We start from the raw sequence: 23,577 nt of genomic DNA, 5'->3' as shown, positions 1-23,577 counted from the left end.
GATCGCCCACAGCGGCTCGCGAGCACCGGCCCGGAGGATCTACGACTGCCTCCCCCTGCGCTGCCCTCGTTCAGGGATCGTCCGGCAGGTGATGACGATCGCGCTCCAGGAAACCCCCAACTACCAGTGGACGGCGTAGCCGTCACATCGCTTGCTGGATGGTCCGGCGGGAAGCCCCGCCAGGGTCACACGATCGGGATCAAGAACGACGTTGGCCAGCGTGTCTGACCCGCCGGGCACCAGGACGCTCGCATCCATCCGCTGCGGAGGTCAACTCATCGGGGATGATGGCGCGAAACTTCACTCCGGGAGATGATCGCGATCTTGGATCCGTCGTGCGTGTTCTGCTCGGTGACGGCCGGAGTTACCGATCCTGGGGTCTGTCTTGCCGTCAACGAAGACTTCGTCGTCTTTCCGGCCCTGCACCAGCGGCCGAACAACCGGGGTCACATGCTCCTCGTCCCGGCAGGGCACCTCGGCGGCATCGCCGACGTGCCGACCGAGAAGGCGGCCCCCATGCTGGCCGCGCTCCAGGCAACGACGCAGGCGGTGAAGGCCGCGTTCGGCGCCAGCGGGACGACGGTGCGGCTCAACCTGGGGCCTCCCGCTCAAGGCATCCCGCATCTCCACTGGCACATCATTCCGCGATACGTGGGCGACGACTTCAACGGTGCCAAGTCCTCCGAGGTGCCCCTGAGCGAACGCTTGCAGCTCACGGCGAAGCTTGGCCAGCACCCCGTCAGGCCGGCTTCGGCCCCGGGTCCATGAGCGAACCGTCGCCGACGAACAGCACCACACCAATTCGCTCTACCCGGCCTGCCAGGCAAGCATGAACACGCCGGCCACCCGGTGCGGCTGACGTAGAGAATGGCGTTGAACGACTCCCGGACATCGCCGCGTCCAGCATTCCGGTTATGGCAGGTTCGCGCAGGTAGGGGCACTACGTCTCGCCTCGGGAGCTCCGGGCGCGGATATCGGTGAGGCTGACCGTCGCTTGTTCGGTAGCCTGCTGTCCGTGGCAGGTTCCGATCTCCGCGTTCGCTTCGCACCCTCCCCGACGGGCATGTTCCACGTGGGCAACGCCCGGTCCGTCCTGTTCAACTGGGTGCTGGCCCGACAGTCGGGCGGGACGATGGTGCTGCGGATCGAGGACACGGACGCGGCACGGAACCGCCCGGAGTGGGTCCAGGGCATCCTCGACGCGATGGAGTGGCTCGGCATCGGCCCGGGTGAGTACGAGGGGCCGCTGTTCCAGTCCGACTACGCCCCGCACCACCGGGAGGCCATCGACCAGCTCCTCGCCGCTGGACTTGCCTACTACTGCGACTGCGCCCGGGATCAGGTCATCGCGCGGACGGGCAGCGAACACAAGGGCTACGACGGTTTCTGCCGGGACCGGGGCCTGACCGCCGGGGACGGTCGCGCTTTGCGCTTCCGTACGCCGGACGAGGGCTCGACGGTGATCGTCGACCTCGTACGCGGAAAGCCGACCTTCGACAACAAGTTGATCGAGGACTTCGTGATCGCCCGTGGCGACGGGTCGCCGGTGTTCCTGCTGGCGAACGTGGTCGACGACATGGTCATGGGCATCACCCACGTGATCCGGGCGGAGGAGCACCTCCCCAACGCGCCGAAGCAGCAACTGCTGTGGGAGGCGCTGGGCGCTGAGCCCCCGGTGTGGGTGCACGCGCCGATCCTGGTCAACGAGAAGCGGCAGAAGCTGTCCAAGCGCCGGGACCGGGTGGCCCTGGAGGACTTCCGCGCCGAGGGGTACCTCGCCGGGGCGATGCGGAACTACCTGATGCTGCTCGGGTGGGCGCCGTCCGGTGACCGCGAGATCCTGCCCTGGGACGACATCGTGGCGGAGTTCCGGCTGGAGGACGTCAACCCCTCGCCGGCGTTCTTCGACGTCAAGAAGCTCCGGGCCTTCAACGGGGACTACATCCGGGCACTGTCGGTGGAGGCGTTCGTCGAGGCATGTCAGCCCTGGTTGAGCGCCGAGGCCACGCCGTGGCGGGCGGAGGCGTACGACGCCAAGGCGGTCGCCGCGGTCGCCGAACTGGCGCAGACCCGGATCGCGGTGCTCTCCGAGATCGTGCCGATGGTCGATTTCCTGTTCCTCGACGAGCCGGTCACCGATGAGGCTGCGTGGGCGAGGGCCATGAAGGCCGATGCCCCGGCGCTGCTGGCCGCCGTGGTCGAGGCGTACGAGACGTGCGAGTGGCGGACCGAGGTGTTCAAGTCGACGCTGGAGGCGATCGGCGCCGAGCGGGGGCTCAAGCTCGGCAAGGCCCAGGCTCCGGTACGGGTCGCGGTGACCGGCCGCACCGTCGGGCTGCCGCTGTTCGAGTCGATCGAGATCCTCGGACGTGAGCGAACCGTGGCTCGCCTGCGAGCCGCCCTCGACCGCCTGAGCTGACCTCTTCGCGACCGGCGGATCGATCCGCCGGTCAACCTGGTCGTCGATCGATCCGCTTCCCGAGCATTTCCCCGGCAGATCCGCCTCCCGCTTGAGGCGGATCGGAGCGAGATTGGCGTACCTTCATGGATCTTGAATTGTTGCTGGCCGACCGGCTGGCGCAGGCGTTCTCGGCCGTGGCCGGCGGGCCGGTCGACCCGGTCGTGCGGCGGTCGCAGCACGCCGACTACCAGTCCGACGCCGCCTTTGCCCTGGCGCGTCGGCTCGGCCGCCCGCCCCGGGACATCGCCACCGAGGTCCTCGACCGGGTGGAGCTGGCGGACCTCTGCTCGGCCGTGGAGGTGTCCGGCCCGGGGTTCATCAACCTGACGGTCGCCGACCCGGCCCTCGGCGCGCTGCTGTCGAGGATGGCCACGGACCCCCGGCTCGGCGTCGCGGTGAGCGCCGAGCCCCAGACGGTGGTCGTCGACTACTCGGCGCCGAACGTCGCCAAGGAGATGCACGTCGGGCACCTCCGGTCGACCGTCATCGGCGACGCCGCCGTGCGGCTGCTGGAGTGGCTCGGTCACCGGGTGTTCAAGGCCAACCACCTGGGCGACTGGGGGACCCCCTTCGGGATGCTCATCGAGCACCTGCTCGACCTGGGCGAGTCGGAGGCCGCCCACGAGCTGTCCGTCGGTGACCTGGACTCGTTCTACAAGGCGGCCAGGGCGAAGTTCGACGCCGACGACACGTTCAAGGAACGGGCCCGGCGTCGGGTCGTCGCCCTACAGGGCGGCGACGAGTTGACCCTGCGGTTGTGGCGGCTGCTGGTCGCCGAGTCGGAGAAGTACTTCCTGACCGTCTACGACCAGCTCGGCGTCCTGCTCACCGAGAAGGACTTCTACGGTGAGAGCTACTACAACGACATGCTCGCCCCGGTGACCGAGGAACTGGACCGGCTCGGGTTGCTGCGGGACAGCGATGACGCAGCCTGCGTCTTCCCGGAAGGCTTCACCGGCCGCGACGGGCAGCCGTTGCCGGTCATCGTGCGCAAGCGCGACGGCGGATACGGCTACGCGGCCACCGACCTCGCGGCGATCCGGCACCGGACCCGGGACCTCGGCGCGACCCGGCTGCTCTACGTGGTGGGCCTGCCGCAACGTCAGCACTTCGAGATGGTGTACGCGGTCGCCCGGCAGGCCGGGTGGCTGAGCCCTCCCGCAGTGGCCGAACACATCGGCTTCGGCTCGATCCTCGGCTCGGACGGCAGGATGCTACGCAGCCGGGCCGGCGGATCGATCAAGCTCGTCGGACTGCTCGACGAGGCCGTGACCAGGGCCGCCGAGCTGGCCCGCCAGAAGAACCCCGACCTGTCCGAGGCGGCCATCGCCGACGTCGCCCGCGCGGTCGGCATCGGCGCCATCAAGTACGCCGACCTGTCCACCGACCGGATCAAGGACTACGTCTTCGACTGGCAGCGGATGCTCTCCCTCGACGGCAACACCGCCCCGTACCTCCAGTACGCCCATGCCCGGATCCGGTCCATCTTCCGCCGCGCCGGGATCGAGCAGCTCACGGCGGCGTCGATCTCGATCACGCACCCGGCCGAGCACGCCCTCGCCCTCGAACTCGTCAACTTCGGCGCCGTCGTCACCGGCGTCGAGCAGACCCTGGAGTTCCACCGGCTCGCCGGCTACCTGCACACCCTCGCGGCCACCTTCAGTGGCTTCTACGAGCACTGCCCGGTCCTGCGCGCCGCCGGCGAGGTGCGCGACAGCCGGCTGGCCCTGTGCGACCTCACCGCCCGGGTCCTGCACCGAGGCCTGTACCTGCTGGGCATCGCCACCCCGGACCGCATGTAGCCACCACCCCCGGACCACTCCCGTACACGGCCCGCCTACCTGCTTGCCAGCTCGGGTTTGAGCCGTGCTTCCGGCAGACAGGCGCTGGGCCTGGTGTCGAATGGCGGTACGAGGTGGCCGAAGTTGGTGCCGAGGATCTCGTCGCTGAGCCGGAAGACCTCGGGTGCCCATGGTCCGACCCGGCCACCGCCTGGGAGCCGGGCGGTGGCAAGGGTCGCGGTCAGCAGCCAACCGCGTGGGGACGGGGTGATGACGAGGCTTCCCTCGACGCGGACTTGGCGGCGGCGTTCGACCGCATCAACCACGATCACCTTCTGGCAGCGCTGGGTACCTTCCCGGCGCGGGCGCGGATCGCCGCGGTGGCTGCGGGCCGGTGTGGTTGACCAAGGTCGATTCGCCCCGACCGACGAGGGAACACCTCAAGGCGGGGTGATCAGTCCGCTGTTGCTCAATATTTCCCTGCACGGGATGGAACAGGCCGCAGGGGTCCGCTACGAAGGTCGCCGCGATGGGCAAGTGAAGACCGACCCTCGGGGCTTGCTTTAGCCGTGTGCGGCGAAAGTCGCACGCACGGTTCTGAGGGGGCCCCGGCGCAGCAATGCGCCGGGGCTACCCGCCCGAGGATCCGAGCTGTCGTGCCTCGGCGATCGCCGCTTCGACGTGCTGCCGGGCAGCGCCAGTGCGCTGGACTACCAAAACCAGGACCTGTTTGACGCCGTCCAGGGCCTGGAGCAGCGGACCGGGCTGCCCACCCTGGAGGATCATGGCGACGAGTTGCTGTGTCTCACCGACCTGGGTGATGGCACCGGTCGTAGCATCGCGCACGCTGTCCACAGCGGCCTGCACGGGAGTCAGCCCGGCGATCGTCTCCTCAGGGGTGGCTTCGTGCGGCACGGCCGCAGTGGCCTTCGTCGCCTCCCCGAGCGATCCGGAAAGGCTGCCCAGGCCGCCCTGGATCTCCGCGATGGCGCTGCCGGCCCGGGTCATTCCCGCCGCCACCGCGGCGAAGCCGGCACCCGCCGCCCGCAGCGCCACCTCCTGCGCCTGGTTGCGGGCAGCAGCGACCAGACCCTGCGCGCGCTCGACGCCCGCCGTCAGCGCACGCAACTCACCGGTGATCTTCTCGATGTGCGACACGGAGCCGACTTTCCGATCGAAGACAGAAACGGCGTTCGACCACCGAAACTACCGGGACGTCCCCGCGACCACCAGAACCCCCATCGGTGGGCCAGCGGGTGCTCCGCGGGTGCTCGCATGTTCCCGACGTGGACGGATTCACGACGCGAATCCTGGACTTCGGCCTCGACCACCCGCCGTTCACCACGGCTCGCCGCGCACCTCTTGCGTGAAACAGCGCGAACGCGGTTGGACAGCACAGCAGGTCCCAGGCGGCCCACCGTTGAGCTGGGAAAATAGCCCGTCATCACTTCACATCGCCGCCCCCTGCGCGAGCATTGTCGGATTCTGGGCCTTGGTGTGCGAGCAGCAGCGAGCACCCCGCTCGGTGATGGCAGCAGGCGCGCGGTAGGTCGCCGCCGGCCAGGGCCGGGCTTGGTGCCGCCAGGGGCCGTACGCGTGCTGGGCTCTTGGGGGTCGAGAGTGACATCCGGCCGACTGAGCGCGGTGGTCGGCTCTTCACCACATGCGACCCGAACGCCGGCGGCGTGTTGTCGCGGGAGCGGCCTGCCACCGTCTGGATCAGCCGAGGGCAGACGTGGCCGACTTTCCGATCGATGGCAGAGACGGCGTCCGACTACTGAAACCACCGGGACGCCCGCGCAGCACCGGCCACGATCGATGGCCGGACGCCAGCCACCTGCGGGCGAAGGTCACGACTCCGACAGCCCAACTCCGCCCAGGTCGCCGCCACTGCACGCTGTTCCGATCGTGCGAAACGTCACACGGCTTTGCATCCTGCAAATTGCAACCAGCGATAGGCACGCCGCTGCTTTTCAATAAGCATGTCCGCTACAGGCAATATGAGACGTTTTGTAGAGGCGAGAAGCAGGATCCGGCCCGATGTCGACGCACAAACTGTGCGGCAAGACCGTGAGGCAACAGTCACGGCCACTCACCGTTCCTGCGACTGCGGCTGCCTTTCCGCCACAACGTCCGTCACTCCCGCCCCTGCTGAGCGTTGAGTCGAACGCGAGGGGAGTGCGTAGACCTTCTTCAGGTCACCGGTGATTGAAGAAGACGGGCCTGACGGCCCCAACGAAACAAGCCCCGCTCGTCCCGGGAGGCAGCCAGCGCCCCGAGACGGCACGGTCCGGGCAGTGGAGGCGTTGGCCGCCGCATTCGAGCTTGCAGCAATAGCGCTGGATGCCGACGGAAGCGGTGGCCCTGCTGACGCAGCCAGGGCCACCGCCCATCTGCTACACCTGATCGCCACGCTCGCAAAGTTCAACGATCAGAGGTAGCCGCCCCTGGTGCGGGGCCGGCGCATGCCGGCCCCGCACCATTCTCAGCATCCAACGAGGACCGTGCAATAACGACGCGGCACTCCAATAAATGCGCGCTGACGTGCGAAAACATCTGACTGTGAACAACATGGCCGCCCAACGATTGGGCACGACGCAGAGCAAACCCCCGACCATGAGAGCGGGTCATCGCGTCTTGGCTTCCGGGCTGCCGACGGTGCGGGCTTCGATGTAGGCGTGGAGGCTCCGCAGTGGGATGCGGACGCTGCCGTTGGGCCCGTCACCCTTGATCGCCTCCAACGCGCCGGCCTCAATGTAGCGCCCGACGCTCCACCGGGAGACCCGAAGGACGTCCGCAACCTCTTGGACGGTCAGGAAGCGGTCCGGGTCCAGCTCCGTCACCAGCAGCCACCTTGCATCGAATCGCAGCACATCCGCGCGCCATCGATGATAGACCGCGCACGTTAACGCTGCAAGACGATACGAGAAGGAAGAGGGCGGAAAGCGCCGACCTGGTCGAGCCTGTGTCCGGATCGTGCAGTCGTGCTACAACATGCACGTGACTCAGGGGCCTGAAAGGGGCGTGGCGTACGACTTCTGGTGGCGCGTACGCACCGAACAGGACACACGCGGGTGGACAGACGAGGAGCTGCGCGCCCGCACCGGCGTCGCCCGTACAACGGTCGACCGCCTCCAGGCCGGCAAGCGGCCACCCACCGCCCGCGTCGTCAACGCCCTCGCCGACGCCCTCGACATCGACCCCACCGAGGCGCACCGGCTCGCCGGTCGCACGCCGGCTCCGCCGGCCGCCCACCCTGGCGAGGAAGGCGAGCCCCGGGTGAGCGCCCGCGAGGCGATCCTGCGGGACCCGCTCTACACCGCACAGCAGCGCAAGACGATGTTGGAGCTGCTCGACATCTTCGAGCAGGCCAATCGCAGCCGTCGGGCCTGAGAGCGTCCAGCCTTCCGGGCCTCAGCGACGGCGTCCACCGGCGCGCCGGTCGCCTGCGGCATCAAGTCCCGCGGATCTCCATCGCTGCGGCTCACCCGGCCGCGGGCGGCATCGACGGGGCCGGGTCGGCGAACGATAGGCTGCGGGCGGCGTCCGAGTGATCTAAGGGGAACGGGTGGTTGGCAGAACGGTTCGCGAATTGGTCGCGGCCTGCGGGCATCCGGCGTGAACGACGGGCTGCGTCCCGGCGACCCGACCCGACTCGGCGATTACGACCTGCTCGGCCGGCTCGGCGACGGTGGCATGGGCAGTGTCTTCCTCGCCAGGTCGCCGCAGGGGCGGCGGGTGGCGGTCAAGGTGGTCCGCCCGGAGCTCTCGCACGACGACGAGTTCCGGGCCCGGTTCCGCAGTGAGGTCAACCGGGCCCGCCAGGTCCCGCCGTTCTGCACCGCCGAGGTCCTGGACGCCGACCCGGGCCACGACCCGCCGTACCTGGTGGTGGAGTACGTCGAGGGGCCCAGCCTGGCCCAGGTGCTGCGGGAACAGGGGCCGCTGGGGGCGGCGCAACTGCACAGCATCGCGGTCGGGGTGGCCACCGCGCTCACCGCGATCCACGGCGCCGGGGTGATCCACCGGGACCTGAAGCCGGCGAACGTCCTGGTCGCACCGGGCGGGATCAAGGTCATCGACTTCGGCATCGCCCGCGCGTTCGAGGCGACGAGCCAGCACACCCGGACCAACCAGATGGTCGGGACCGTCTCGTACATGGCTCCGGAGCGGTTCGACACCTCGTCCGGCCGGCCGGTCGGTCCGGCTGCGGACATCTTCGCGTGGGGCGCCCTGGTCGCCCATGCAGCGACCGGCCGCAACCCGTTCGGGGGTGACTCTGCCACCTCCATCGCGATGCGGATCCTCACCCAACCGCCGGACCTGGCCGGACTCGGCGGGCCGCTGCGGGAGTTGGTCTCCCGGGCGCTCGAGAAGGACCCCGTCGCCCGGCCCACCGCCCGGGAACTGCTCGACGGGTTGCTGACCGCAGCGGGCCCGGGGGTCGGGGTGGCCTCGGGGGGCGTCCAGACCCCCGGTGGGGCTTCAGCGTCGGGTGCGCTGCCGGCGGCCGGCGGCGACCAGGGCGGGCGGTCGATGCCGCCGGGGCTGGGGACGGCCGGCCGCACGGGCTCAAGCAGGCGTGGTTGGCTCACCGGGTTGGGCGCGACCGTGGCGGTGGTCGCGGTGCTGGCGGCTGCCTTCCTGTTCGGCCCGCGACTGCTGGGCCGCTCCGACCCGGGCCCCACCGGATCGACAGCGGCCGGCGGGCCGGGGACGACCGGGCCGGCTTCTACCGCGCCGGCACCCGGATCGGGTACGCCGACCGGGTCGCCGTCGTCCGCCGAGGCCGACCGCACCCGGGCAATGTTGGCCGGCCAGCGGCGCATCCTGCTGCACGTCGTGGAGATCGACCGCGACCTTTCGCTGCCGTACGACGGCAAGGTCCACGTCGGCGACGGAACCGGCCGGGACGCCCTCTTCGTGCTCGAACCGGTCGGCGTCGACTACATGATCAAATCATTGAACCCGGACATCGCACACCAACCGTGCCTCGGCGTCAAGATCGATTCTGCGGGGTACGCGTCGCTGGTGGGAGCCGAGTGCCACCCGACCGATGCCACCCTGTTCGGGCTCACCCTCGAGGGCAAGGACGACAAGGGGCGCCCCTCCTACTCCATCGCCAGCGAGAAGTACGGGATGGTGCAGTGGAGCCCGAGCCAGAAGGAGATTTACGTGGAGCTTCTCGGCGACGCCCCGATCGGCACCACGTTCAGCCTGGTCGACCGAGGCGCGGCCTGACCCGGGGACGCAACGCTGCCCAATGCGCCCGGATGTCCTCAGCCGGTGGCGCGTAGCCGACCCGTCTCCCTGCCCCGGACGTCGAGCAGCACCAGGTCCGCGCCGTCGAAGCCGGCCCGCCGGGCCGTCGAGAGCCAGTGGTCCACCGGCACACTTTCGCAGCCCACCAGCGTGACGGCCCCGACGGTGGCGAGCAGCGCGCCGCCCGGCGCGGTGAGCCACCGGCCTCTGCTGTCGTTGCAGCCGTCAGAGCCGTGCCACCCGCCGCCCGCGGTGAACTTCACGTACGCCGCCCGGTGCCCGCTGACCGGCACCCAGTGACGGGCCAGCCGGTGCGGGTCGACGGGAGTCAGCGTCGCCGGCAGGGCGGGGGTCGCTGCGAGGTCCCGCCGGGCCTCGTCGGTGACCACCGGCGGCGCAAGCGCGGAGTCCAACATGTCCGGCCCGGCGGTCGGTGTGGCGCCGGGGATCAGCCGGGCGACCGGCTGCGCCAGGTCGTCCAGGAGCACGGGCCGTCCCCCGTCGTCGAAGCGGTACGCCGTCACGCGCCGCAGCCAGTCGGGGGTGTCCTGGCTGGCCCTCGCGCAGCCCGGGATGCCCTCGACGGCATAGGTGAAGGCGGAGTGGATGCTCGCCAGGAAGAGACCGTCGGGGTCGGCCCGCCAGGCTCCGCCCAGGGTGCCGCACCGGCTGCCGACCACGTCCAACTCCTGGGGGGCGAGGCGCAGCACCGTGCCGGCGCCGGGCTCGTCGACGTCGGCGAGCGTCCAGTTGCCGATCAGGCCCTCCGGCTTCAGCGGTCGCGGGTCCCGGGTGGCCGTCGGAGACGGCCCCGAATCCCCGGGCCCCTCGCCGGTCTGCCCGTCGCATCCGGCGAGCAGCACGCCGCACGCGATCAGTGTCGTGAGGCAGACGCTCTGCCTCGTGCGGTGGACCTGACGCACCATGTCAACTCTCCGTCCGGCAGGCCGCCCCGGTGTCGCCCGCCGACACCACCGGTCCGGGGGCTCGGACGGCACACCCGGGCGTCGACGGTTCCACCTTCTTTCACCAACGACCGATCCGGTGCGCAGGAAGCGCTTCAGCGCTGGACACACGCGCCCGCCGGGCCGGACGGATCCACGTGCGGGGCGGCCCGCCACCGGCGGCCCCGGCCCGGCGCCGCCGCCTCAGCTCACGCCCGTGGGGTCGAACAGGGGTGCCGGCGGGCCGGTCGTGACCGGCTCGGCGTGGTGCGCCGGCGGCGGCGGGAGCTGCCGCGTCGGCTGGCGGGAATGCAGGCGTACGCCCGCCTCCCCGCGCCGTGCGGTGACAGGAAGGGTGACCATCCGCACCGGCTCCGGTGGTGCGGCGAAGCCACGGGAGCCCCACCGCACCCAGATCGGCACCCGCCCGGCGGCGGCTTCGGCGAGGAGCTTCTCGACCGTACGGCGTCGGTCGGTGTGGTCGACCTCGATCACCACCGGCGGCGCGGCCGGCCGGGCGCAGGCCACGTCCACGACCGACTGCTGCCCGGACATCGGCGGCGGCAGCGGCACGACGCTGGCCGCCCGTCGGTAGACCCGCCAACCCCGGGCCGCGCCCCAGCCGGCGACCGTGTCGACGATGAGTTCGGTGACCCGCTCAGTGGTGAGGTCGACGAAGGTGAGGGCGGCGAGCCGGTCGGACAGGGCCGCGACCAGCGGTGCTTCGTCGTCTGCGTCGCTCATGGCACCCGGTCCACCTCGCCCCCTCCGTGTCCTGCGGCGGCCGGCGGCCCGGTCACCGGCTCGACCTTCCTGGGCATGCCCGCACGATAGCCGCCGTCGCCGTACCAGGACCGGTCGGTAGGCGCCCTGACGGGGCAACGGCGTCGCACAGGCCGGAGCACCTGTGCCATTGATCGACCGACGACTATCATCGACGCATCCAACCTGCTCGATCGAGAGGCGCCTCAGTGAAGAAGCTCGTGCGGAACGCCGTCGTGGCCACCCTGCTGACGGTCGCCGGCACCACGGCGGTGGTGGCCAGCCCGGCCCAGGCCATCCCGTATCCGAAGGACAACGAGAGCATCACCATCGTCTACTACTCGGACGCCAGCAGGACCGTGCAGGTCGGAATGCTCGTGTACGGCAACTGCCTCGAGGACTTCGAGTACGGCATCCGCACCGCCTACTCCACCACGAACCGCACCACCTGCCCCCGCGAACTGTGAGAGCCCGGGTGGGGCCCGACGACGAGCCGGGCCCCACCCGACACCTGCGCTCCAGCCGGACCGGGCGGCTCAGCGGCGTACGCCCACCCCGCCGAAGCCGTGCGACACCCCCGCCTGCGGCTCGCCGTCCGGACGCCAGTCGGCCAGCCAGGCCAGACCCGGCTCCACCAGCTCGTACCCGTCGAAGAAGCGCAGGATGTCGGCGCGGGTGCGGGGCACCAGCGGGGCGGTGCTCTGCTGGTAGACGGCCCGCCCCTGCTGGGCGGGCAGCGGCGGGGCGCCGTCGAGGGTCAGGTGGGACAACAGCAGCTGGCTGCCGGGGGCGGTGGCGTCGCGCAGCCGGGCGACGGCCACGTACGGGTCCTCTGCGTCGGGCACGAAGTGCAGCACCGCCACCAGGAGCACCGCGACCGGCCGGGTGAAGTCGATCGCCGCCGTCACGCCGGGGTGGGCCAGCAGCTCGTCGGGCCGACGCACGTCGCCCTCGACGACGACCGTGCGGGCCGCGTCGCCGAGCAGCCCCCGGGCGTACGCGACGGCGACCTCGTCGTGGTCGACGTAGACGACCCGGGAGTCGGGGGCCACGGACTGCACCACCTCGTGCACGTTGCCCTGGGTGGGCAGCCCCGCGCCGATGTCGAGGAACTGCCGTACGCCCTGCTCGGCGGCGTACCGCACGGCGCGGCGCAGGAACGCGCGGTTGGTCTGGGCGGCGACGCCGGTGTCGGGGAATATCTCCAGGACCTGGCGGGCGGCAGCCCGGTCGACGGCGAAGTTGTGGCAGCCGCCGAGGTAGTAGTCGTACATCCGGGCGACGTTCGGCCTGGTCCCGACGCCCGCAGCGGGGGTCGTCGGGGCGAAGGCCGTCGCGGTCGGTGCCGGCTCGCTGGTCACGGTGTCCTCCACGGGAGCGGGTCTGCGCCCCGACTGCGCGGCAGCCCGCGGTGAGCGCGCCCTGAATGTCTAGCACCCCGCGCGACTGCCCGCAGACCCGCCGTGTCGTTGATCTGGTTGTGTCCGTCGGCCACCCGGGCGACGGTGGGCTGCGGGCGTCGGCCGGGCCGGCGTCGCGAGGTCGAGGAGGTCGCCATGACCCGTCAGCGGGAGACCGTCGAGGTCGATCCGGTCCTGTTCCGCGCCGTGTACGACTCACCGGCCTCGCTGCCCGGCCGACACCGCTGGGTCACCCCGGAGCACGACGTACGCCGGATCGAGAAGCTGCTCGGCATGCCGGCGCGCAGCATCGGCGCACCGCTGTGGGTCAGCGGCGACGAGCCCGACTGCCCGAAGTGCGGCCGGCGGATGAACTGGCTGGACATCGTCTCATCGGCCCTGCACGGGGTGCACGACCCCGCGATGATCGCCCGGGTGATCCTCGGCGAGCGCCGGTACGTCAACACCGAGGTCCCGGACGCGATCCCCGGGGTGCACTGCGTCGACTGCCGGACTCCGATCGACGGGCTGCGCAGTTTCAAGTGCCACAACTGGGCGTACGCCTTCGAGGCGCTGGAGGACGTCGTCGAGCGGATGTCCGGCGTGGTGCAGCAGCCCGTGCCCCACCTGGGCTCGCCTCAGGCGTAAGCAGGGGACCCTTCTCTACCGTATGCGCTTCCCCAGCGCGGGTCGGGTAAACAGCAGATGAACTTTTGGTAGAGTAAGTCATGATCAATGCTGGTTTGTCGCCGATTCCACCGTTCAGCGTTGATCTGTACCATGATGTCGTCGGCTTCGCGGACGGCACGCCCGAGCCGGTCCAGTGGTTCGTCGCGCACTTCACCGAGTGGTCGATCGTCCTGCTCGGGCTGCTCCTCGTGGCGGTCGCCCTGCCCAGGCTGGGCGCGGGGCCGCGCAACCTGGCCCTCGCCGTGGCCGCGCCGGTCACCGCGGTCCTCGCGTACGGCGGCAGCGAGCTGCTCAAAACCGTCGTGGACCAGGACCGGCCCTGCCGCATCCCGACCGACCTGTTGATCCTCGCCGAACGGTGCCCGCCCGTCGGCGACTGGTCCTTCCCGAGCAACCATTCCACGATCGCCGGGGCGCTGGCGGCGGCGATCGTGCTGCTCTCGCCCCGACTCGCCTGGTACGCGATCCCGCTGGCCGGGCTCGCCGCGTTCTCCCGCGTCTTCGTCGGGGTGCACTACCCGCACGACGTGCTCGCCGGCCTGCTGCTCGGCGCGCTGGTCACCGGCGTCGGCGCCCCGCTACTGGCCCGGCCGGCGGCTGAGCGCCTGCGCCGCCTGGCCCGCCCAGTGAAAGGCGGGGCCCCTTGTTGACTCCTACGGCATAGAAGGGTCCCCTTCTCACGAGCCGAGCAAGCACGGCGGCGCGCAGGCGGCGAGCGCGGGGGGAGCCGGCGCAGGTAGGGAACCGCGAGCGCGCGGGGAGCCGGCAAGGCGGGACGGTCAGCGGGTGAGCAGCAGGGCAGCGACCGTGCCGAGGGCGAGGAACGGGCCGAACGGCAGGTGGCTGGACCAGCGGACCCGGCGCGCCAGCAGCAGCGCCAGGCTGGTCAGCGCGGACAGCGTGAACGTCACCAGCAGGCCGAGGACGAGCACGGGCCAGCCGTACCAACCGAGCAGCGCGCCCACCCCGAGCGCCAGCTTGGCGTCGCCGAGGCCGAAGCCGCGCCGCCCGAGCAGCAGGGTGGTGGCGGCGAAGGCCAGCGCCAGCCCGGCCCCGGCGACGGCGGCGCGCAGCCAGGGGCCGGCCCCCGCCGAGGTCGCGGCGGCCACGCCGTGGAGCGCCAGGACTCCGGCCGCGGCCGGCCAGGTGAGCCGGTCGGGCAGCCGGTGCACGGCCGCGTCGATCAGGGTCAGGGGCACCGCGCAGCAGAGCCACCAGGCGAAAGCCGCCCGCTCGGCCGGCGCGCCGGGCACCGCCACGAGCGCCGCCAGCGCCGCGAGCGCGGCCAGCTCGACCGTGCCGGCCGGTGCGCCGACCCGGGCCCGGCAGCCGCCGCAGCGCGCCGTCGGGCCCAGCGCAGGCCAGGGCCGGGCGAGGCCGAACAGCGTGCCGCAGCGCGGGCAGGCAACCCGGTCCGGCTCCCCCGGTGGTACGGCGTAGCGGGCGACGGCGAGGCGGAGCAGCGGCGTGCCGGCCAGGAGGGCCGTCAGGCGTACGCGGGAAGGCCGCTCCGGAGTGGGCGGCGTGGGGGCCGGGACGGGCGGCTGCCGGAGCCGTTCCCCGGTCATACCCGGGTCCGAGGCCCGGGCACCCCTGGTCGGGGCGATACGGTGAGTAGTTCTCGGTTGGCCGCCGTGTAGCGGATGGTGCGGAATCCGGCGGCTGGCCGTTCCGCCGGGCCGCCAGCCGGGTGGGGTGCCCGCCCGGCGACGACCTCCCGCCGACCGGGGGGCAATTCGGGCCTACCAGCCTGGAGCGGACCAGCATCCGAACCGAACGGGCCGACCGCCGACAACGTCTCGCCACGGCGACGGGGGGCATCGTGCAGCAGCGGGGCGCAGCTCGGGGCATCGACGCCCGCCATCCGTGATCACCGCCATCCGTCACTCAGAGTATTCAAGCGGATTGCCTCTGTTGCATCGCCAGGCGTCAGCTTATGCTCGCCCCTTGAGTACGGCGCAACCCCAGCATGAGGCGTCGGAGGCCACAGAAGACATCGGTGCACGGCTCCTAGAAGATCAGCATAGGTAAATGCGGCGGTGAACCGAAAGGCCCGGATAGGTTGATCCGGCCACGCTGCCGCACGCCCGGAGACGGTCGGTGCACCGCCTGCCTGGGTCGCCAGCGAGGAGGCGCGGCGTTGCGAACACGGCATCCCGGCCGATGGATGATCTTACTGGTCACGGCCCTGACCGCCGCACCCGTGGCCGCCTGCGGCGCGGAGCCCGAGGCCGCCGCGCGGCCCCACCCGGCGGCCCGGTCCAGCGCCGCCGCCACCCCGACCGCCGCCGAGGAACGGGCGGCCCGAAAAGCGGCGCTCGCCGCCTATTCCGGATATCTCGTGGCATCGCGGGCGGCGAGCCGGCGCAGCGATCCGCGCCACCCGGAACTGGCCAGATTCCTGGCCGATCCGTTGTTGACCAGGGTTCGACTGGCAATTCGCGATGCGAAGGAGCACGGTGCCGTGCGTACCGGAACGTTCGTTTCCGACCCCACCGTCACCTCGGTGAGCCTGGACTCCGTCCCGGCCACCGTGGAGATCCAGGACTGCCTGGACACCACCGACTACCGGCTGGTCTACGCCAAGACCAAACGGGTGGTGCCCGGCTCGGGCGGCGGTCGGCACCTGGCCACCGCGACGGCCACCCGGTACGACGGCCGCTGGCTGATCAACTACGGTGCCGGCCACGAGGACCAGCCGTGCTGACCCGGTGGGGTCGCCGCGCGGCCGGTTCCGCCAGCCGCCCGGGACGACTGCGCGCCGCCCACCCCGGACTGCGCGCCACCCGCCCCGGGCGGCTGCTGGCCACGATCGGCCTGGTCCTCGCTCTCGCCGTCGCGGCGGCCCCGCCGACCGCCACCGTCGCGGCGGCCCGGGAGGGCGGGATCGAGTGCCCCATCGGGCAGAACGACTGCGACGTCTGGGACGACGACCCGGGCACCCCCGGCGGCGGAAACCCCGGTGGCGGAAACCCCGGCGACGGCGACGGGTCGAACGGCGGCAACGGCAAGTGCCAGTGGAAGGGCAAGGTCCTCCCCTGCTATGACGAGGATCTCGGCTGGTTCAACAACGGCGACGGCTGCTACTACAAGCTGTCGGAGCCGCAGCCGGAGGACACTCCCGAGGGCATGCAGTGGTACACGGCCACCTGCAACGGCGGCGACCTCGGCAGCGTGCGCGAGGTCCTGCTGGACGCCCCGCCGCCCGGCTACGGCGCCCCGCCCGACCCGGAGGAGCTGGCCCGCCGGGCGCTCGCCTCGATCTCGCTGCTGCCGCCCCGGGCGACCGTCGCCCCCCGCAAGAGCATCGGCCCCGGGCTGGTCGGCCTGCCGGTGTGGATGTGGGCGAGCCCGGGCGACAACTACTTCGGCCAGCTGGAGGCGTCGGCCTCCGACCGGGGCCTGACGGTGAACATCACCGCGAAGGTCGACAAGATCGTGTGGGACATGGGCAACGGCGACAAGGTCACCTGCCACGGTCCCGGCACCCCGTACGACCCGCAGGGCCCGAACGCCGGCGGCCCCTCGCCGGACTGCGGCTACGACGGCGGCTATGCGAAGGCCGACACGTACGAGATCTTCGCCACGACCCACTGGACCGTGCGCTGGTCGGCCAGCAACGACGTGAGCGGCGAGATCCCGCAGACCCGGACCAGCGGCACCGTCCAGATCCAGATCGACGAACTTCAGGTGGTGACGCGGTGAGTCTCGCTACGCGCAACGGGACCGGGCAACCGGTGGACGCTCCGGTCACCCCGCCCCGGGTCGTCCGGCAGCGGCGGGTCCGGCCCGGCCTGCTCGGCCTCGCCGTGCTGCTGATCGCCCTCGGCGGCCTCGGCGCGGCGTTCGCGGTCACCTCCGTCCGGGCCACCGGCAGCTACCTGGCGGTCGCCCGCCCGGTCGAGGTGGGCCGGACGCTGGGCGCGGACGACCTGGTCACCGTGCAGGTGGCCGGCGGTCAGGGGCTGCGGCCGGTGCCGGCGGCCCAGCTCGACGACGTGGTCGGCATGCGGGCGGCCGTCGCCCTCACCCCGGGCACCCTGCTGACCCTCGGGCAGCTCACCGACGACCCGCTGCTCGGCCCCGGTCAGCAGCAGCTCGCGCTCGACCTCGCCCCGGGCCGGGTGCCGGCGAAGCGGCTGCACCCCGGCGACCGGGTGTTGCTGGTCAGCATCCCGGACCGCAGCTCCGGCGGGCAGCCCGCCTCCAGCACCCGGTTCGAGGCGACCGTCATCGACACGGCCACCCCGAGCACCAGCAGCGTGGTGGTCTACGTCGCGCTCACCGCCCGGGACGTGCCCGCCGTGGTGGCGCTCGCCGCCCAGGGCCGGATCGCGGTCGTGCTGACCCGGGCGGCCTGACCATGGCGATCATCGCGCTGGTCTCGGCCAAGGGTTCGCCGGGCGTCACCGCGTCCGCGCTCGCGTGCGCCCTGACCTGGCACCGGCGGCTGATCCTCGCCGAGTGCGACCCGGCCGGCGGCTCGATCCTCGCGGGCTATCTCGGCGGGGCGCTGGACGGCCCCCGGGGCATCGGCGAGCTGGCCGTCGGGGAGCTGCGCGACGGCAGCCTGGAGACGGCGTTCTGGTCGCAGCTGGTCGACCTGGACGCGCCGCGCCGGGAGCGGCTGCTGCTGCCCGGCGTCGTGGACCCGGCCCAGGCCGGCAGCGTCGCCCCGCTCTGGCAGCGGTTCACCGACTTCTTCCTCGACCTGGAACGCGGCGACCCCCCGTACGACGTGCTGGTCGACTGCGGTCGGCTCCAGGTCGCCGGCCCGCCGTGGCCGATCCTGCGCGCCGCCGCCGTGGTTCTCCTGGTCACCCGGGCGAGGCTGCCTGACCTCTCCGCCACCCAGGCCATGGTCCGGGCGATCGAGCGGGACTTCACCGAGCACCGGGTCCCGCCGGGCACGCTGCGGCTGCTGCCGGTCGGCGACGGCCACGGGCAGGGCGAGATCAGCAAGGCGCTGCGGCTTCCGGTGATCGCGCGGCTGCCGGACGACCCGCGTACCGCGGAGGTGTTGACCCTCGGCGGCACCGTGCGGGCCGGGCGGCCACTGATGCGCGCGGCCGGCGCCCTGGAGGTGCCGGTCCGGGCGCTGCTGGACCGCCGCCGGGCCCGGCTGGCCTGGCCCGTCATCCAGGGGGTGCCGGGTGCGGTTTGAGCCGGTGTCACACGATCCCCGGGTGGTGCGGCAGCCCGCCGCGACCTCCATCGCGCCCCCGCTGGCCCCCGCGCCGGGCGGCGGCCACCCGCACACCCCGCCGAGCGGCGGCCAGCAGCAGCCCGCGCCGCCGGTGGGCGCCGCGCCGGCACCGCCCGTCGCGCCGGCACCGCCCAGGCCCCGGGTCGACTTCGCGGTGGTACGCGAGCTGCGCCGCGAGCTCAGCGAGCGGCTCACCCTGTGGCAGCGCGGTCGGGAGTTCGACGCCGACGCCGAGGACGTCGAGCGGGCCCGGCTCGCCGTCGCGGTGGTCGCCGAGTACGCGGACGCGGTCCGCCGGGCCGGCACCCCGATGGCCGCCGGGGAGGAGCGGCTGCTGCTCGACCAGGTGACCGCCGAGCTGGTCGGCCTGGGGCGGCTCCAGACGCTGCTGGTCGACGACACCATCGAGGAGGTGCACATCCTCGGCTGCGACCAGGTGCGCATCACCCGGCACGGTGGCGGGGTCGACTGGGCCGACCCGATCGCCGACAGCGACGACGAGCTGGTGGAGATCCTCCAGGCGGCGGCCCGCCGGGCCGGGGCGACCGAGCGGTCGCTGTCCACCTCGAAGCCGACCCTCGACCTGCAGTTGCCCGACGGCAGCCGGCTGGCCGCGGTGTTCCTGGTCAGCCACCGCCCGTACGCGGTGATCCGCAAGCACAACACCCTTGAGGTGAGCCTCGACGACATCGCCGGCGGGCGGGGCGACCTGGACGAGATGATCGACCCGCTGCTGCGCGACTTCCTCCGGGCGTCCATGCGGGCCGGGCTGAACATCATGGTCGCCGGCCTGGCCGGGGCGGGCAAGACCACCGTCATCCGGGCGCTGATGGACGAGATCCCGGCCGACGAGCCGTACGTGCTGCTGGAGGAGAGCCGGGAGTTGCTGCCCACCCGCCGGGGGCACAAGCACCGGGCGGTGATGAGCTTCGAGGCCCGGGAGGGGCACGGCGAGCGCGGGCTGGACGGCCGCCCGGCCGGCGAGGTGAGCATCGCCGACCTGATCCCCGTCTCGCTGCGGATGGGCGTGCTGCGGATCATCGTCGGCGAGGTGCGGTCCCGGGAGATCGTGCCGATGCTCCAGGCGATGACCACCAGCCGGGGGTCGATGTGCACCATCCACGCCCGCTCGCCGGGCGGGGTGGGCGAGCGGATCGTCGAGCTGGCGCTCTCCCACGGCCGGGAGATGACCGTCGACCAGGCCCGCCGGATGGCCGGCAACGCCCTCGACCTGATCGTCTACGTCACCGTGGAGGACGAGACCGCGATCGGCGGGCGCAAGTACCGCTTCGTCTCCCACGTCGAGGAGGTCATCGGGGTCGGCGAGGGCAGCCGGATCACCACCACCACGGTCTTCGGGCCCGGCCCGGACGGCCGGGCGGTCCCCCGGCACCTGCCGGAACGCGTCCGCAGCCAGTTGCTGCGGGTCGGCTACGACGCCCGGCTGCTGGGCCGGTGGATCGAGGCCGGCGCCGGGGCCTGGCGGCGGCCCCGACACACCCGGCTGGGGGCGCGGGCGGTGGCCCGGTGACCGCCAACATCGAGCTGGTCGCGGTTGTCTCCGGGGCGGCGTGCGTGGCCGGCCTGGTGCTGGCGGTCGTGGCGCTGGTCGGCACCACCCGGCCGGCCGGCCCGGCCCCGGGCGCGGGGCCCGGCGGCGGGCTGAGCCGGCTCTGGCTCGGCTCCGGCACGCCCCGCCAGCGGCGCAACCACCAGTTCCTGCTCGGCGGGGCGGTGCTGGCCGGTGCCCTGGCGTTCCTGCTCACCGGGCTGCCGGTGGTCGGCCTGCTGGTCGCCGTGGCGGTGCCCGGCGCGCCGTGGCTGTTCGCCGTGGGCCGGGCCGAGCAGCGGGCCATCGCCCGGATCGAAGCGGTCGGCGAGTGGACCCGCCGACTCAAGGACGTCTCGTCCACCGGCCAGGGCCTCCAGCAGGCCATCCTCGGCACGCTGGCCACCGCCCCCGAGGAGATCGAGGAGGAGGTACGCCTGCTCGCCGCCCGCCTCCAGGCCGGCTGGCTGGCGAAGTCCGCCCTGCTCGCGTTCGCCGCCGAGATCGGCGACCCGGTGTGCGACCAGGTGGTGGCGGCGCTGATCCTGCACCTGTCCGACCGGGGCGAGCGGCTCGGCGACGTCCTCGGCTCGATCGCGGGCGCCGCCGCCGCGGAGGTCGCCACCCGGCGGGAGATCGAGGCCAAGCGCACCCAGCCGCGCTTCGCGGTGCGCTTCCTCACCGGGATGACCCTGCTGACCGTCGCCTACGGGCTGGTCAACACCGACTACGTCCGCCCGTACGGGACGCCGGTCGGGCAGCTCGTGATGCTCGTGCTCGGCGCGGCGTTCGTCGGGCTGCTGGCCTGGGTGCGGGCGATGAGCCAGCCGCCCCGGCCGGCGCGTTTCCTGCCCGCCCCCGATCCGGCGGAGGTGATCGGGTGATCCTCAACTGGCACCTCACCCTCGCCGTCGTCGGCGGCGCGGCGGTGGGCCTCGGGCTGTTCCTGGTGGTCCGGGAGGCGCTGCCGGCCGCCCCGGCGCTCGGCCCCGCGCTGCGCCGGCTGCACCAGCCGCCGGGCACCGGCCGGGCCACCACGGGGCGCAGGCTCGACTGGATCGGCGGGTTCGCCCGCTGGCTGCGCCCGCCGCACCGGCAGCTCGCCCTGCTCGACCGCACCCCCGAGCAGTACGCCCTGTCCCTGCTGCTCTCCGCCCTGGTGGGGCTCGTCACCCCGACCTTCGTCGGTGCGGTGCTCTTCCTCGGCGGCGTGTCCGTGCCGCTGGCCGTGCCGCTGCTGGGCAGCCTCGGCATGGCGTTCGCCGCCGCCCTGGTGGCGCATCGCAGCGTGCTGACCCGCGCGGACGCCGCCCGGGACGAGTTCCGCCAGGCGGTCTGCACCTACCTGGACCTGGTGGCGTTGCAGCTCTCGGCCGCGCACGGCCCGGTGCAGGCCCTGGAGCGGGCCGCGGCGGTCTGCGACGGCTGGGTGTTCGACCGGATCCGGGAGTCGCTGCGGATCGCCCAGATGCAGATGCACTCGCCGTGGGACGAGTTGCGCGAGCTGGCCGACCGGATCGGCATCCCGGAGCTGGGCGACGTCGGGGCGATCATGCGCTCGTCGGGCAGCGAGGGCGCGCAGGTGCACGAGACGCTGCGCAGCCGGGCCGACTCCCTGCGGGACCAGATCCGCACCGACAACCTGGCCCGCGCCGAGGGCGTCACCAGCCGGCTGGACATTCCGGGTTCCCTGCTGGTCTTCGTGCTGCTCGGCTTCGCCGTCTACCCCTTCCTCGCCCGGTTGTGAACCCCTCCCCCTCCGAAGGAGCACGTCATGCACCTCATCGCCTATCTGCACATCGCGCTGACGACACGGCTGGCCGAGCTGCGCCGCGACGGCGAACGCGGCGACAGCCCCGTCCCGACTGCGGTGATCATCTTCGGGCTGGTCGCCGTCGCGATGGCCGTCACCGCCCTCGCCCTGACCAAGGCCAACGACTGGATGAGCTCCATCCCGAACCACCAGGCCCCGACGGCCCCGTAATGACGAACCGCCCCACCCGCGTGGACCGGAGCCGATCGGCACCCGCCGACCGGTCCGCCGACCTGCGCTGCCCGGGGCGGCCCCGCGCCAACGTACGGCTCGGTCGGGCGGCCCGGCGGCTGCTCACCGCCGTCGTACGGGTCGGTCGGCGGGCCCGGCGGCGGCTCGCCGGGGGCGGGGCGGAGCGCGGGGCCAACCCGGTGGAGCTGGCGGTGGTGATGCCGGCGATCCTCGTGCTGCTCTTCGCCTCGATCCAGGTCGCCGCCTGGTTCGTCGCCCGCGCCACCGCACTGAACGCCGCCCAGAGCGCGGTCAACGCCCAGCGCCTGCACCAGGCCCCCGCCGGGGCCGGCGAGGCGCGGGCGGTCGACTTCCTCACCGCCGCCGGGGACTGGCTGGTCGGCTGGGACCAGCCGGGCCCCGCCTGCGTCACCACTGCGGCCGAGGTGACCTGCACGGTCAGCGGGGACTCGTTGTCGGTCATCCCCGGCGTCAGCTTCCCGGTGCACCAGACCGCCCACGGCACGGCCGAACGGTGGACGACGGGATGAGCCGCGACCGTCGCCCCGCAGCCGAGCGCGGGTCGGTCGCCGTCGAGGTGGCCGTCCTCGCCCCGGCGTTCATCGGGCTGATCGTGCTGGCCGGCGTCGCCGGGCGTACCGCGATCGCGCAGGAGGCGGTCCAGTCGGCGGCCCACGACGCCGCCCGCGCCGCGTCCATCTCCCGGAACGCCGGGACGGCCCACCAACAGGCCCTGGCCGCCGCGCAGGGCCAACTCGACTGGCAACGGGCCAACTGCGCCGGCCAGCCCACCCTCACCCTGCGCGGGTCGGTGGGCGGAACGCCGGTCAGCTTCGCCGAGGCGTTCGACAGCGGCCCCGGCACGTCGGCCGCCGTGACGGTGCAGGTCAGCTGCACGGTCATCTTCACCGACATCGACCTGGCGCTGCTGCCCGACATGACGGGCAGCCGGACGATCTCGGCCAGCTTCACCTCCCCTCTGGACCGCTACCGGAGCCGGTCGTGACCGCCCGCGCCCAGCGCAGCGCCGTGACCGCCCGCGCTCTCGGTGGGGCCGTGGGCACCGGCCCCGACGGCGGGCCGGGGCGACGGTGGCGTGGCGACGAGGGCCGGGTCAGCCTGTTCCTGGCGGCGGCGATGATCGGCGTCCTCGCGATCATCGGTCTGGCCTTCGACGGCGCCGGGCAGCTCCGCTCCCGGCAACTGGCCGACAACCTGGCCGCCGAGGCTGCCCGCACCGGCGGCCAGTCCATCGACCGGGCGAAGGCCATCCAGGGCGGCCGCAAGGAGATCGACGAGGCGGCGGCCAGGGCGGCGGTGACTAGTTACCTCGCCGCCGCCGGTGCCACCGACCACAGCGTCGAGTTCCCCGTCGTCGACGGGGAGAAGCTCATCCGCGTCCAGGTCACCGTCACCTACGACCGCTACCTGCTCGGCCTCTTCGGCTTCGGTGACGCCGTCACCGTCTCCGGCGAGGCCACCGCACGCGCCCTCACCGAGGGCCCCTAGGAAGGGAA

At 72.6% G+C, this 23,577-nt stretch carries 26 protein-coding genes; 20 read left to right on the top strand and 6 right to left on the bottom strand.

The window, feature by feature from the left end:
• The first annotated feature begins 312 nt into the window (after nt 1-312).
• From ACFT41_RS08145 to ACFT41_RS08130, 4 genes are all read left to right on the top strand, one after another.
• Nucleotides 313-768: an HIT family protein gene (locus ACFT41_RS08145; protein ID WP_377582922.1), complete on the top strand. Its 456-nt coding sequence runs from the start codon at nt 313-315 to the stop codon at nt 766-768.
• Nucleotides 769-1,015: 247 nt separating this feature from the next.
• Nucleotides 1,016-2,419: a glutamate--tRNA ligase gene (gltX, locus tag ACFT41_RS08140; protein ID WP_377582924.1), complete on the top strand. Its 1,404-nt coding sequence runs from the start codon at nt 1,016-1,018 to the stop codon at nt 2,417-2,419.
• Between the two features lie 125 nt (nt 2,420-2,544).
• Nucleotides 2,545-4,263: an arginine--tRNA ligase gene (gene argS, locus ACFT41_RS08135; RefSeq protein ID WP_377582926.1), complete on the top strand. Its 1,719-nt coding sequence runs from the start codon at nt 2,545-2,547 to the stop codon at nt 4,261-4,263.
• 113 nt (nt 4,264-4,376) lie between these two features.
• Nucleotides 4,377-4,646, top strand: coding sequence for a hypothetical protein (locus ACFT41_RS08130; RefSeq protein ID WP_377582928.1), 270 nt, complete (start codon nt 4,377-4,379; stop codon nt 4,644-4,646).
• Between the two features lie 226 nt (nt 4,647-4,872).
• Here the strand turns inward: ACFT41_RS08130 and ACFT41_RS08125 are convergent, their stop codons facing one another.
• Together ACFT41_RS08125 and ACFT41_RS08120 are read right to left on the bottom strand one after the other, a co-directional pair.
• The gene (locus ACFT41_RS08125; protein ID WP_377582930.1) at nt 4,873-5,400 is read right to left on the bottom strand and encodes a DUF6244 family protein; all 528 of its coding nucleotides are present in this window, start codon (nt 5,398-5,400) and stop codon (nt 4,873-4,875) included.
• Nucleotides 5,401-6,869: 1,469 nt separating this feature from the next.
• Complete coding sequence (locus tag ACFT41_RS08120) at nt 6,870-7,085, bottom strand: helix-turn-helix domain-containing protein (protein WP_377583382.1); 216 nt, start codon at nt 7,083-7,085, stop codon at nt 6,870-6,872.
• A gap of 157 nt (nt 7,086-7,242) precedes the next feature.
• Between ACFT41_RS08120 and ACFT41_RS08115 the strand changes: the two genes are divergently transcribed.
• Both ACFT41_RS08115 and ACFT41_RS08110 read left to right on the top strand, forming a co-directional pair.
• Nucleotides 7,243-7,635: a helix-turn-helix domain-containing protein gene (locus ACFT41_RS08115; RefSeq protein WP_377583380.1), complete on the top strand. Its 393-nt coding sequence runs from the start codon at nt 7,243-7,245 to the stop codon at nt 7,633-7,635.
• A 225-nt stretch (nt 7,636-7,860) separates the two neighbouring features.
• A complete protein-coding gene (locus ACFT41_RS08110; RefSeq protein ID WP_377583378.1) occupies nt 7,861-9,483 on the top strand; it encodes a serine/threonine protein kinase in 1,623 nt (540 codons plus the stop codon).
• A gap of 38 nt (nt 9,484-9,521) precedes the next feature.
• Here ACFT41_RS08110 and ACFT41_RS08105 read toward each other — a convergent pair whose 3' ends face one another.
• Nucleotides 9,522-10,430, bottom strand: coding sequence for a hypothetical protein (locus ACFT41_RS08105; protein ID WP_377583376.1), 909 nt, complete (start codon nt 10,428-10,430; stop codon nt 9,522-9,524).
• A gap of 222 nt (nt 10,431-10,652) precedes the next feature.
• Nucleotides 10,653-11,192: a hypothetical protein gene (locus ACFT41_RS08100; protein ID WP_377583374.1), complete on the bottom strand. Its 540-nt coding sequence runs from the start codon at nt 11,190-11,192 to the stop codon at nt 10,653-10,655.
• Between the two features lie 227 nt (nt 11,193-11,419).
• Between ACFT41_RS08100 and ACFT41_RS08095 the strand changes: the two genes are divergently transcribed.
• Nucleotides 11,420-11,677 carry a hypothetical protein gene (locus ACFT41_RS08095; RefSeq protein WP_377583372.1) on the top strand — a complete coding sequence of 86 codons (258 nt, stop codon included), beginning with the start codon at nt 11,420-11,422 and terminating at the stop codon, nt 11,675-11,677.
• Between the two features lie 69 nt (nt 11,678-11,746).
• Here ACFT41_RS08095 and ACFT41_RS08090 read toward each other — a convergent pair whose 3' ends face one another.
• The gene (locus tag ACFT41_RS08090; protein ID WP_377583370.1) at nt 11,747-12,571 is read right to left on the bottom strand and encodes an SAM-dependent methyltransferase; all 825 of its coding nucleotides are present in this window, start codon (nt 12,569-12,571) and stop codon (nt 11,747-11,749) included.
• 195 nt (nt 12,572-12,766) lie between these two features.
• Between ACFT41_RS08090 and ACFT41_RS08085 the strand changes: the two genes are divergently transcribed.
• Both ACFT41_RS08085 and ACFT41_RS08080 read left to right on the top strand, forming a co-directional pair.
• A complete protein-coding gene (locus tag ACFT41_RS08085; RefSeq protein ID WP_377583368.1) occupies nt 12,767-13,258 on the top strand; it encodes a hypothetical protein in 492 nt (163 codons plus the stop codon).
• 80 nt (nt 13,259-13,338) lie between these two features.
• The gene (locus ACFT41_RS08080) at nt 13,339-13,950 is read left to right on the top strand and encodes a phosphatase PAP2 family protein (protein WP_377583366.1); all 612 of its coding nucleotides are present in this window, start codon (nt 13,339-13,341) and stop codon (nt 13,948-13,950) included.
• Nucleotides 13,951-14,079: 129 nt separating this feature from the next.
• On the opposite strand, the gene ACFT41_RS08075 is transcribed toward ACFT41_RS08080, so the two are convergent.
• The gene (locus ACFT41_RS08075; RefSeq protein ID WP_377583364.1) at nt 14,080-14,868 is read right to left on the bottom strand and encodes a prepilin peptidase; all 789 of its coding nucleotides are present in this window, start codon (nt 14,866-14,868) and stop codon (nt 14,080-14,082) included.
• 599 nt (nt 14,869-15,467) lie between these two features.
• Between ACFT41_RS08075 and ACFT41_RS08070 the strand changes: the two genes are divergently transcribed.
• The 11 genes from ACFT41_RS08070 to ACFT41_RS08020 all read left to right on the top strand — a co-directional run bounded on the left by ACFT41_RS08070 (nt 15,468) and on the right by ACFT41_RS08020 (nt 23,569).
• A complete protein-coding gene (locus tag ACFT41_RS08070; RefSeq protein ID WP_377583362.1) occupies nt 15,468-16,007 on the top strand; it encodes a hypothetical protein in 540 nt (179 codons plus the stop codon).
• A 47-nt stretch (nt 16,008-16,054) separates the two neighbouring features.
• Nucleotides 16,055-17,005 carry a hypothetical protein gene (locus tag ACFT41_RS08065; protein WP_377583396.1) on the top strand — a complete coding sequence of 317 codons (951 nt, stop codon included), beginning with the start codon at nt 16,055-16,057 and terminating at the stop codon, nt 17,003-17,005.
• Nucleotides 17,002-17,661: an SAF domain-containing protein gene (locus ACFT41_RS08060; protein WP_377583360.1), complete on the top strand. Its 660-nt coding sequence runs from the start codon at nt 17,002-17,004 to the stop codon at nt 17,659-17,661. The genes ACFT41_RS08065 and ACFT41_RS08060 overlap by 4 nt, the downstream gene beginning before the upstream one ends.
• Before the next feature lie 2 nt (nt 17,662-17,663).
• A complete protein-coding gene (locus tag ACFT41_RS08055; RefSeq protein ID WP_377583358.1) occupies nt 17,664-18,464 on the top strand; it encodes a ParA family protein in 801 nt (266 codons plus the stop codon).
• On the top strand, nt 18,454-20,037 hold the full coding sequence (locus ACFT41_RS08050; RefSeq protein ID WP_377583356.1) for a CpaF family protein: 1,584 nt from the start codon (nt 18,454-18,456) through the stop codon (nt 20,035-20,037). The genes ACFT41_RS08055 and ACFT41_RS08050 overlap by 11 nt, the downstream gene beginning before the upstream one ends.
• Nucleotides 19,986-20,939, top strand: a complete 954-nt coding sequence (locus tag ACFT41_RS08045) for a type II secretion system F family protein (RefSeq protein ID WP_377583394.1) — start codon at nt 19,986-19,988, stop codon at nt 20,937-20,939. The genes ACFT41_RS08050 and ACFT41_RS08045 overlap by 52 nt, the downstream gene beginning before the upstream one ends.
• Nucleotides 20,939-21,802 carry a type II secretion system F family protein gene (locus tag ACFT41_RS08040; RefSeq protein WP_377583392.1) on the top strand — a complete coding sequence of 288 codons (864 nt, stop codon included), beginning with the start codon at nt 20,939-20,941 and terminating at the stop codon, nt 21,800-21,802. The genes ACFT41_RS08045 and ACFT41_RS08040 overlap by 1 nt, the downstream gene beginning before the upstream one ends.
• 27 nt (nt 21,803-21,829) lie before the next feature.
• A complete protein-coding gene (locus ACFT41_RS08035) occupies nt 21,830-22,039 on the top strand; it encodes a hypothetical protein (protein WP_377583354.1) in 210 nt (69 codons plus the stop codon).
• Between the two features lie 119 nt (nt 22,040-22,158).
• Complete coding sequence (locus ACFT41_RS08030) at nt 22,159-22,590, top strand: TadE/TadG family type IV pilus assembly protein (protein WP_377583390.1); 432 nt, start codon at nt 22,159-22,161, stop codon at nt 22,588-22,590.
• Nucleotides 22,587-23,066, top strand: a complete 480-nt coding sequence (locus ACFT41_RS08025; RefSeq protein ID WP_377583352.1) for a TadE/TadG family type IV pilus assembly protein — start codon at nt 22,587-22,589, stop codon at nt 23,064-23,066. The genes ACFT41_RS08030 and ACFT41_RS08025 overlap by 4 nt, the downstream gene beginning before the upstream one ends.
• Before the next feature lie 131 nt (nt 23,067-23,197).
• On the top strand, nt 23,198-23,569 hold the full coding sequence (locus ACFT41_RS08020; RefSeq protein ID WP_377583388.1) for a hypothetical protein: 372 nt from the start codon (nt 23,198-23,200) through the stop codon (nt 23,567-23,569).
• Nucleotides 23,570-23,577: the final 8 nt, after the last annotated feature.

The organism is Micromonospora sp. NPDC057141, from assembly GCF_042670805.1.
In the GTDB taxonomy this organism is placed as follows: Bacteria; Actinomycetota; Actinomycetes; order Mycobacteriales; family Micromonosporaceae; genus Micromonospora.
This window is presented reverse-complemented; position numbering and strand designations above follow the sequence as displayed.

What these genes read in the sequence shown, in the direction of transcription:
- ACFT41_RS08145 (WP_377582922.1), top strand. Translation starts at nt 313, where the DNA reads ATGATCGCGATCTTGGATCCGTCGTGCGTGTTCTGCTCGGTGACGGCC.
- argS (WP_377582926.1), top strand. Translation starts at nt 2,545, where the DNA reads ATGGATCTTGAATTGTTGCTGGCCGACCGGCTGGCGCAGGCGTTCTCG.
- ACFT41_RS08105 (WP_377583376.1), bottom strand. Translation starts at nt 10,430, where the DNA reads ATGGTGCGTCAGGTCCACCGCACGAGGCAGAGCGTCTGCCTCACGACA.
- ACFT41_RS08100 (WP_377583374.1), bottom strand. Translation starts at nt 11,192, where the DNA reads ATGAGCGACGCAGACGACGAAGCACCGCTGGTCGCGGCCCTGTCCGAC.
- ACFT41_RS08085 (WP_377583368.1), top strand. Translation starts at nt 12,767, where the DNA reads ATGACCCGTCAGCGGGAGACCGTCGAGGTCGATCCGGTCCTGTTCCGC.
- ACFT41_RS08080 (WP_377583366.1), top strand. Translation starts at nt 13,339, where the DNA reads ATGATCAATGCTGGTTTGTCGCCGATTCCACCGTTCAGCGTTGATCTG.
- ACFT41_RS08075 (WP_377583364.1), bottom strand. Translation starts at nt 14,868, where the DNA reads ATGACCGGGGAACGGCTCCGGCAGCCGCCCGTCCCGGCCCCCACGCCG.
- ACFT41_RS08070 (WP_377583362.1), top strand. Translation starts at nt 15,468, where the DNA reads ATGATCTTACTGGTCACGGCCCTGACCGCCGCACCCGTGGCCGCCTGC.
- ACFT41_RS08055 (WP_377583358.1), top strand. Translation starts at nt 17,664, where the DNA reads ATGGCGATCATCGCGCTGGTCTCGGCCAAGGGTTCGCCGGGCGTCACC.
- ACFT41_RS08035 (WP_377583354.1), top strand. Translation starts at nt 21,830, where the DNA reads ATGCACCTCATCGCCTATCTGCACATCGCGCTGACGACACGGCTGGCC.
- ACFT41_RS08025 (WP_377583352.1), top strand. Translation starts at nt 22,587, where the DNA reads ATGAGCCGCGACCGTCGCCCCGCAGCCGAGCGCGGGTCGGTCGCCGTC.
- ACFT41_RS08020 (WP_377583388.1), top strand. Translation starts at nt 23,198, where the DNA reads ATGATCGGCGTCCTCGCGATCATCGGTCTGGCCTTCGACGGCGCCGGG.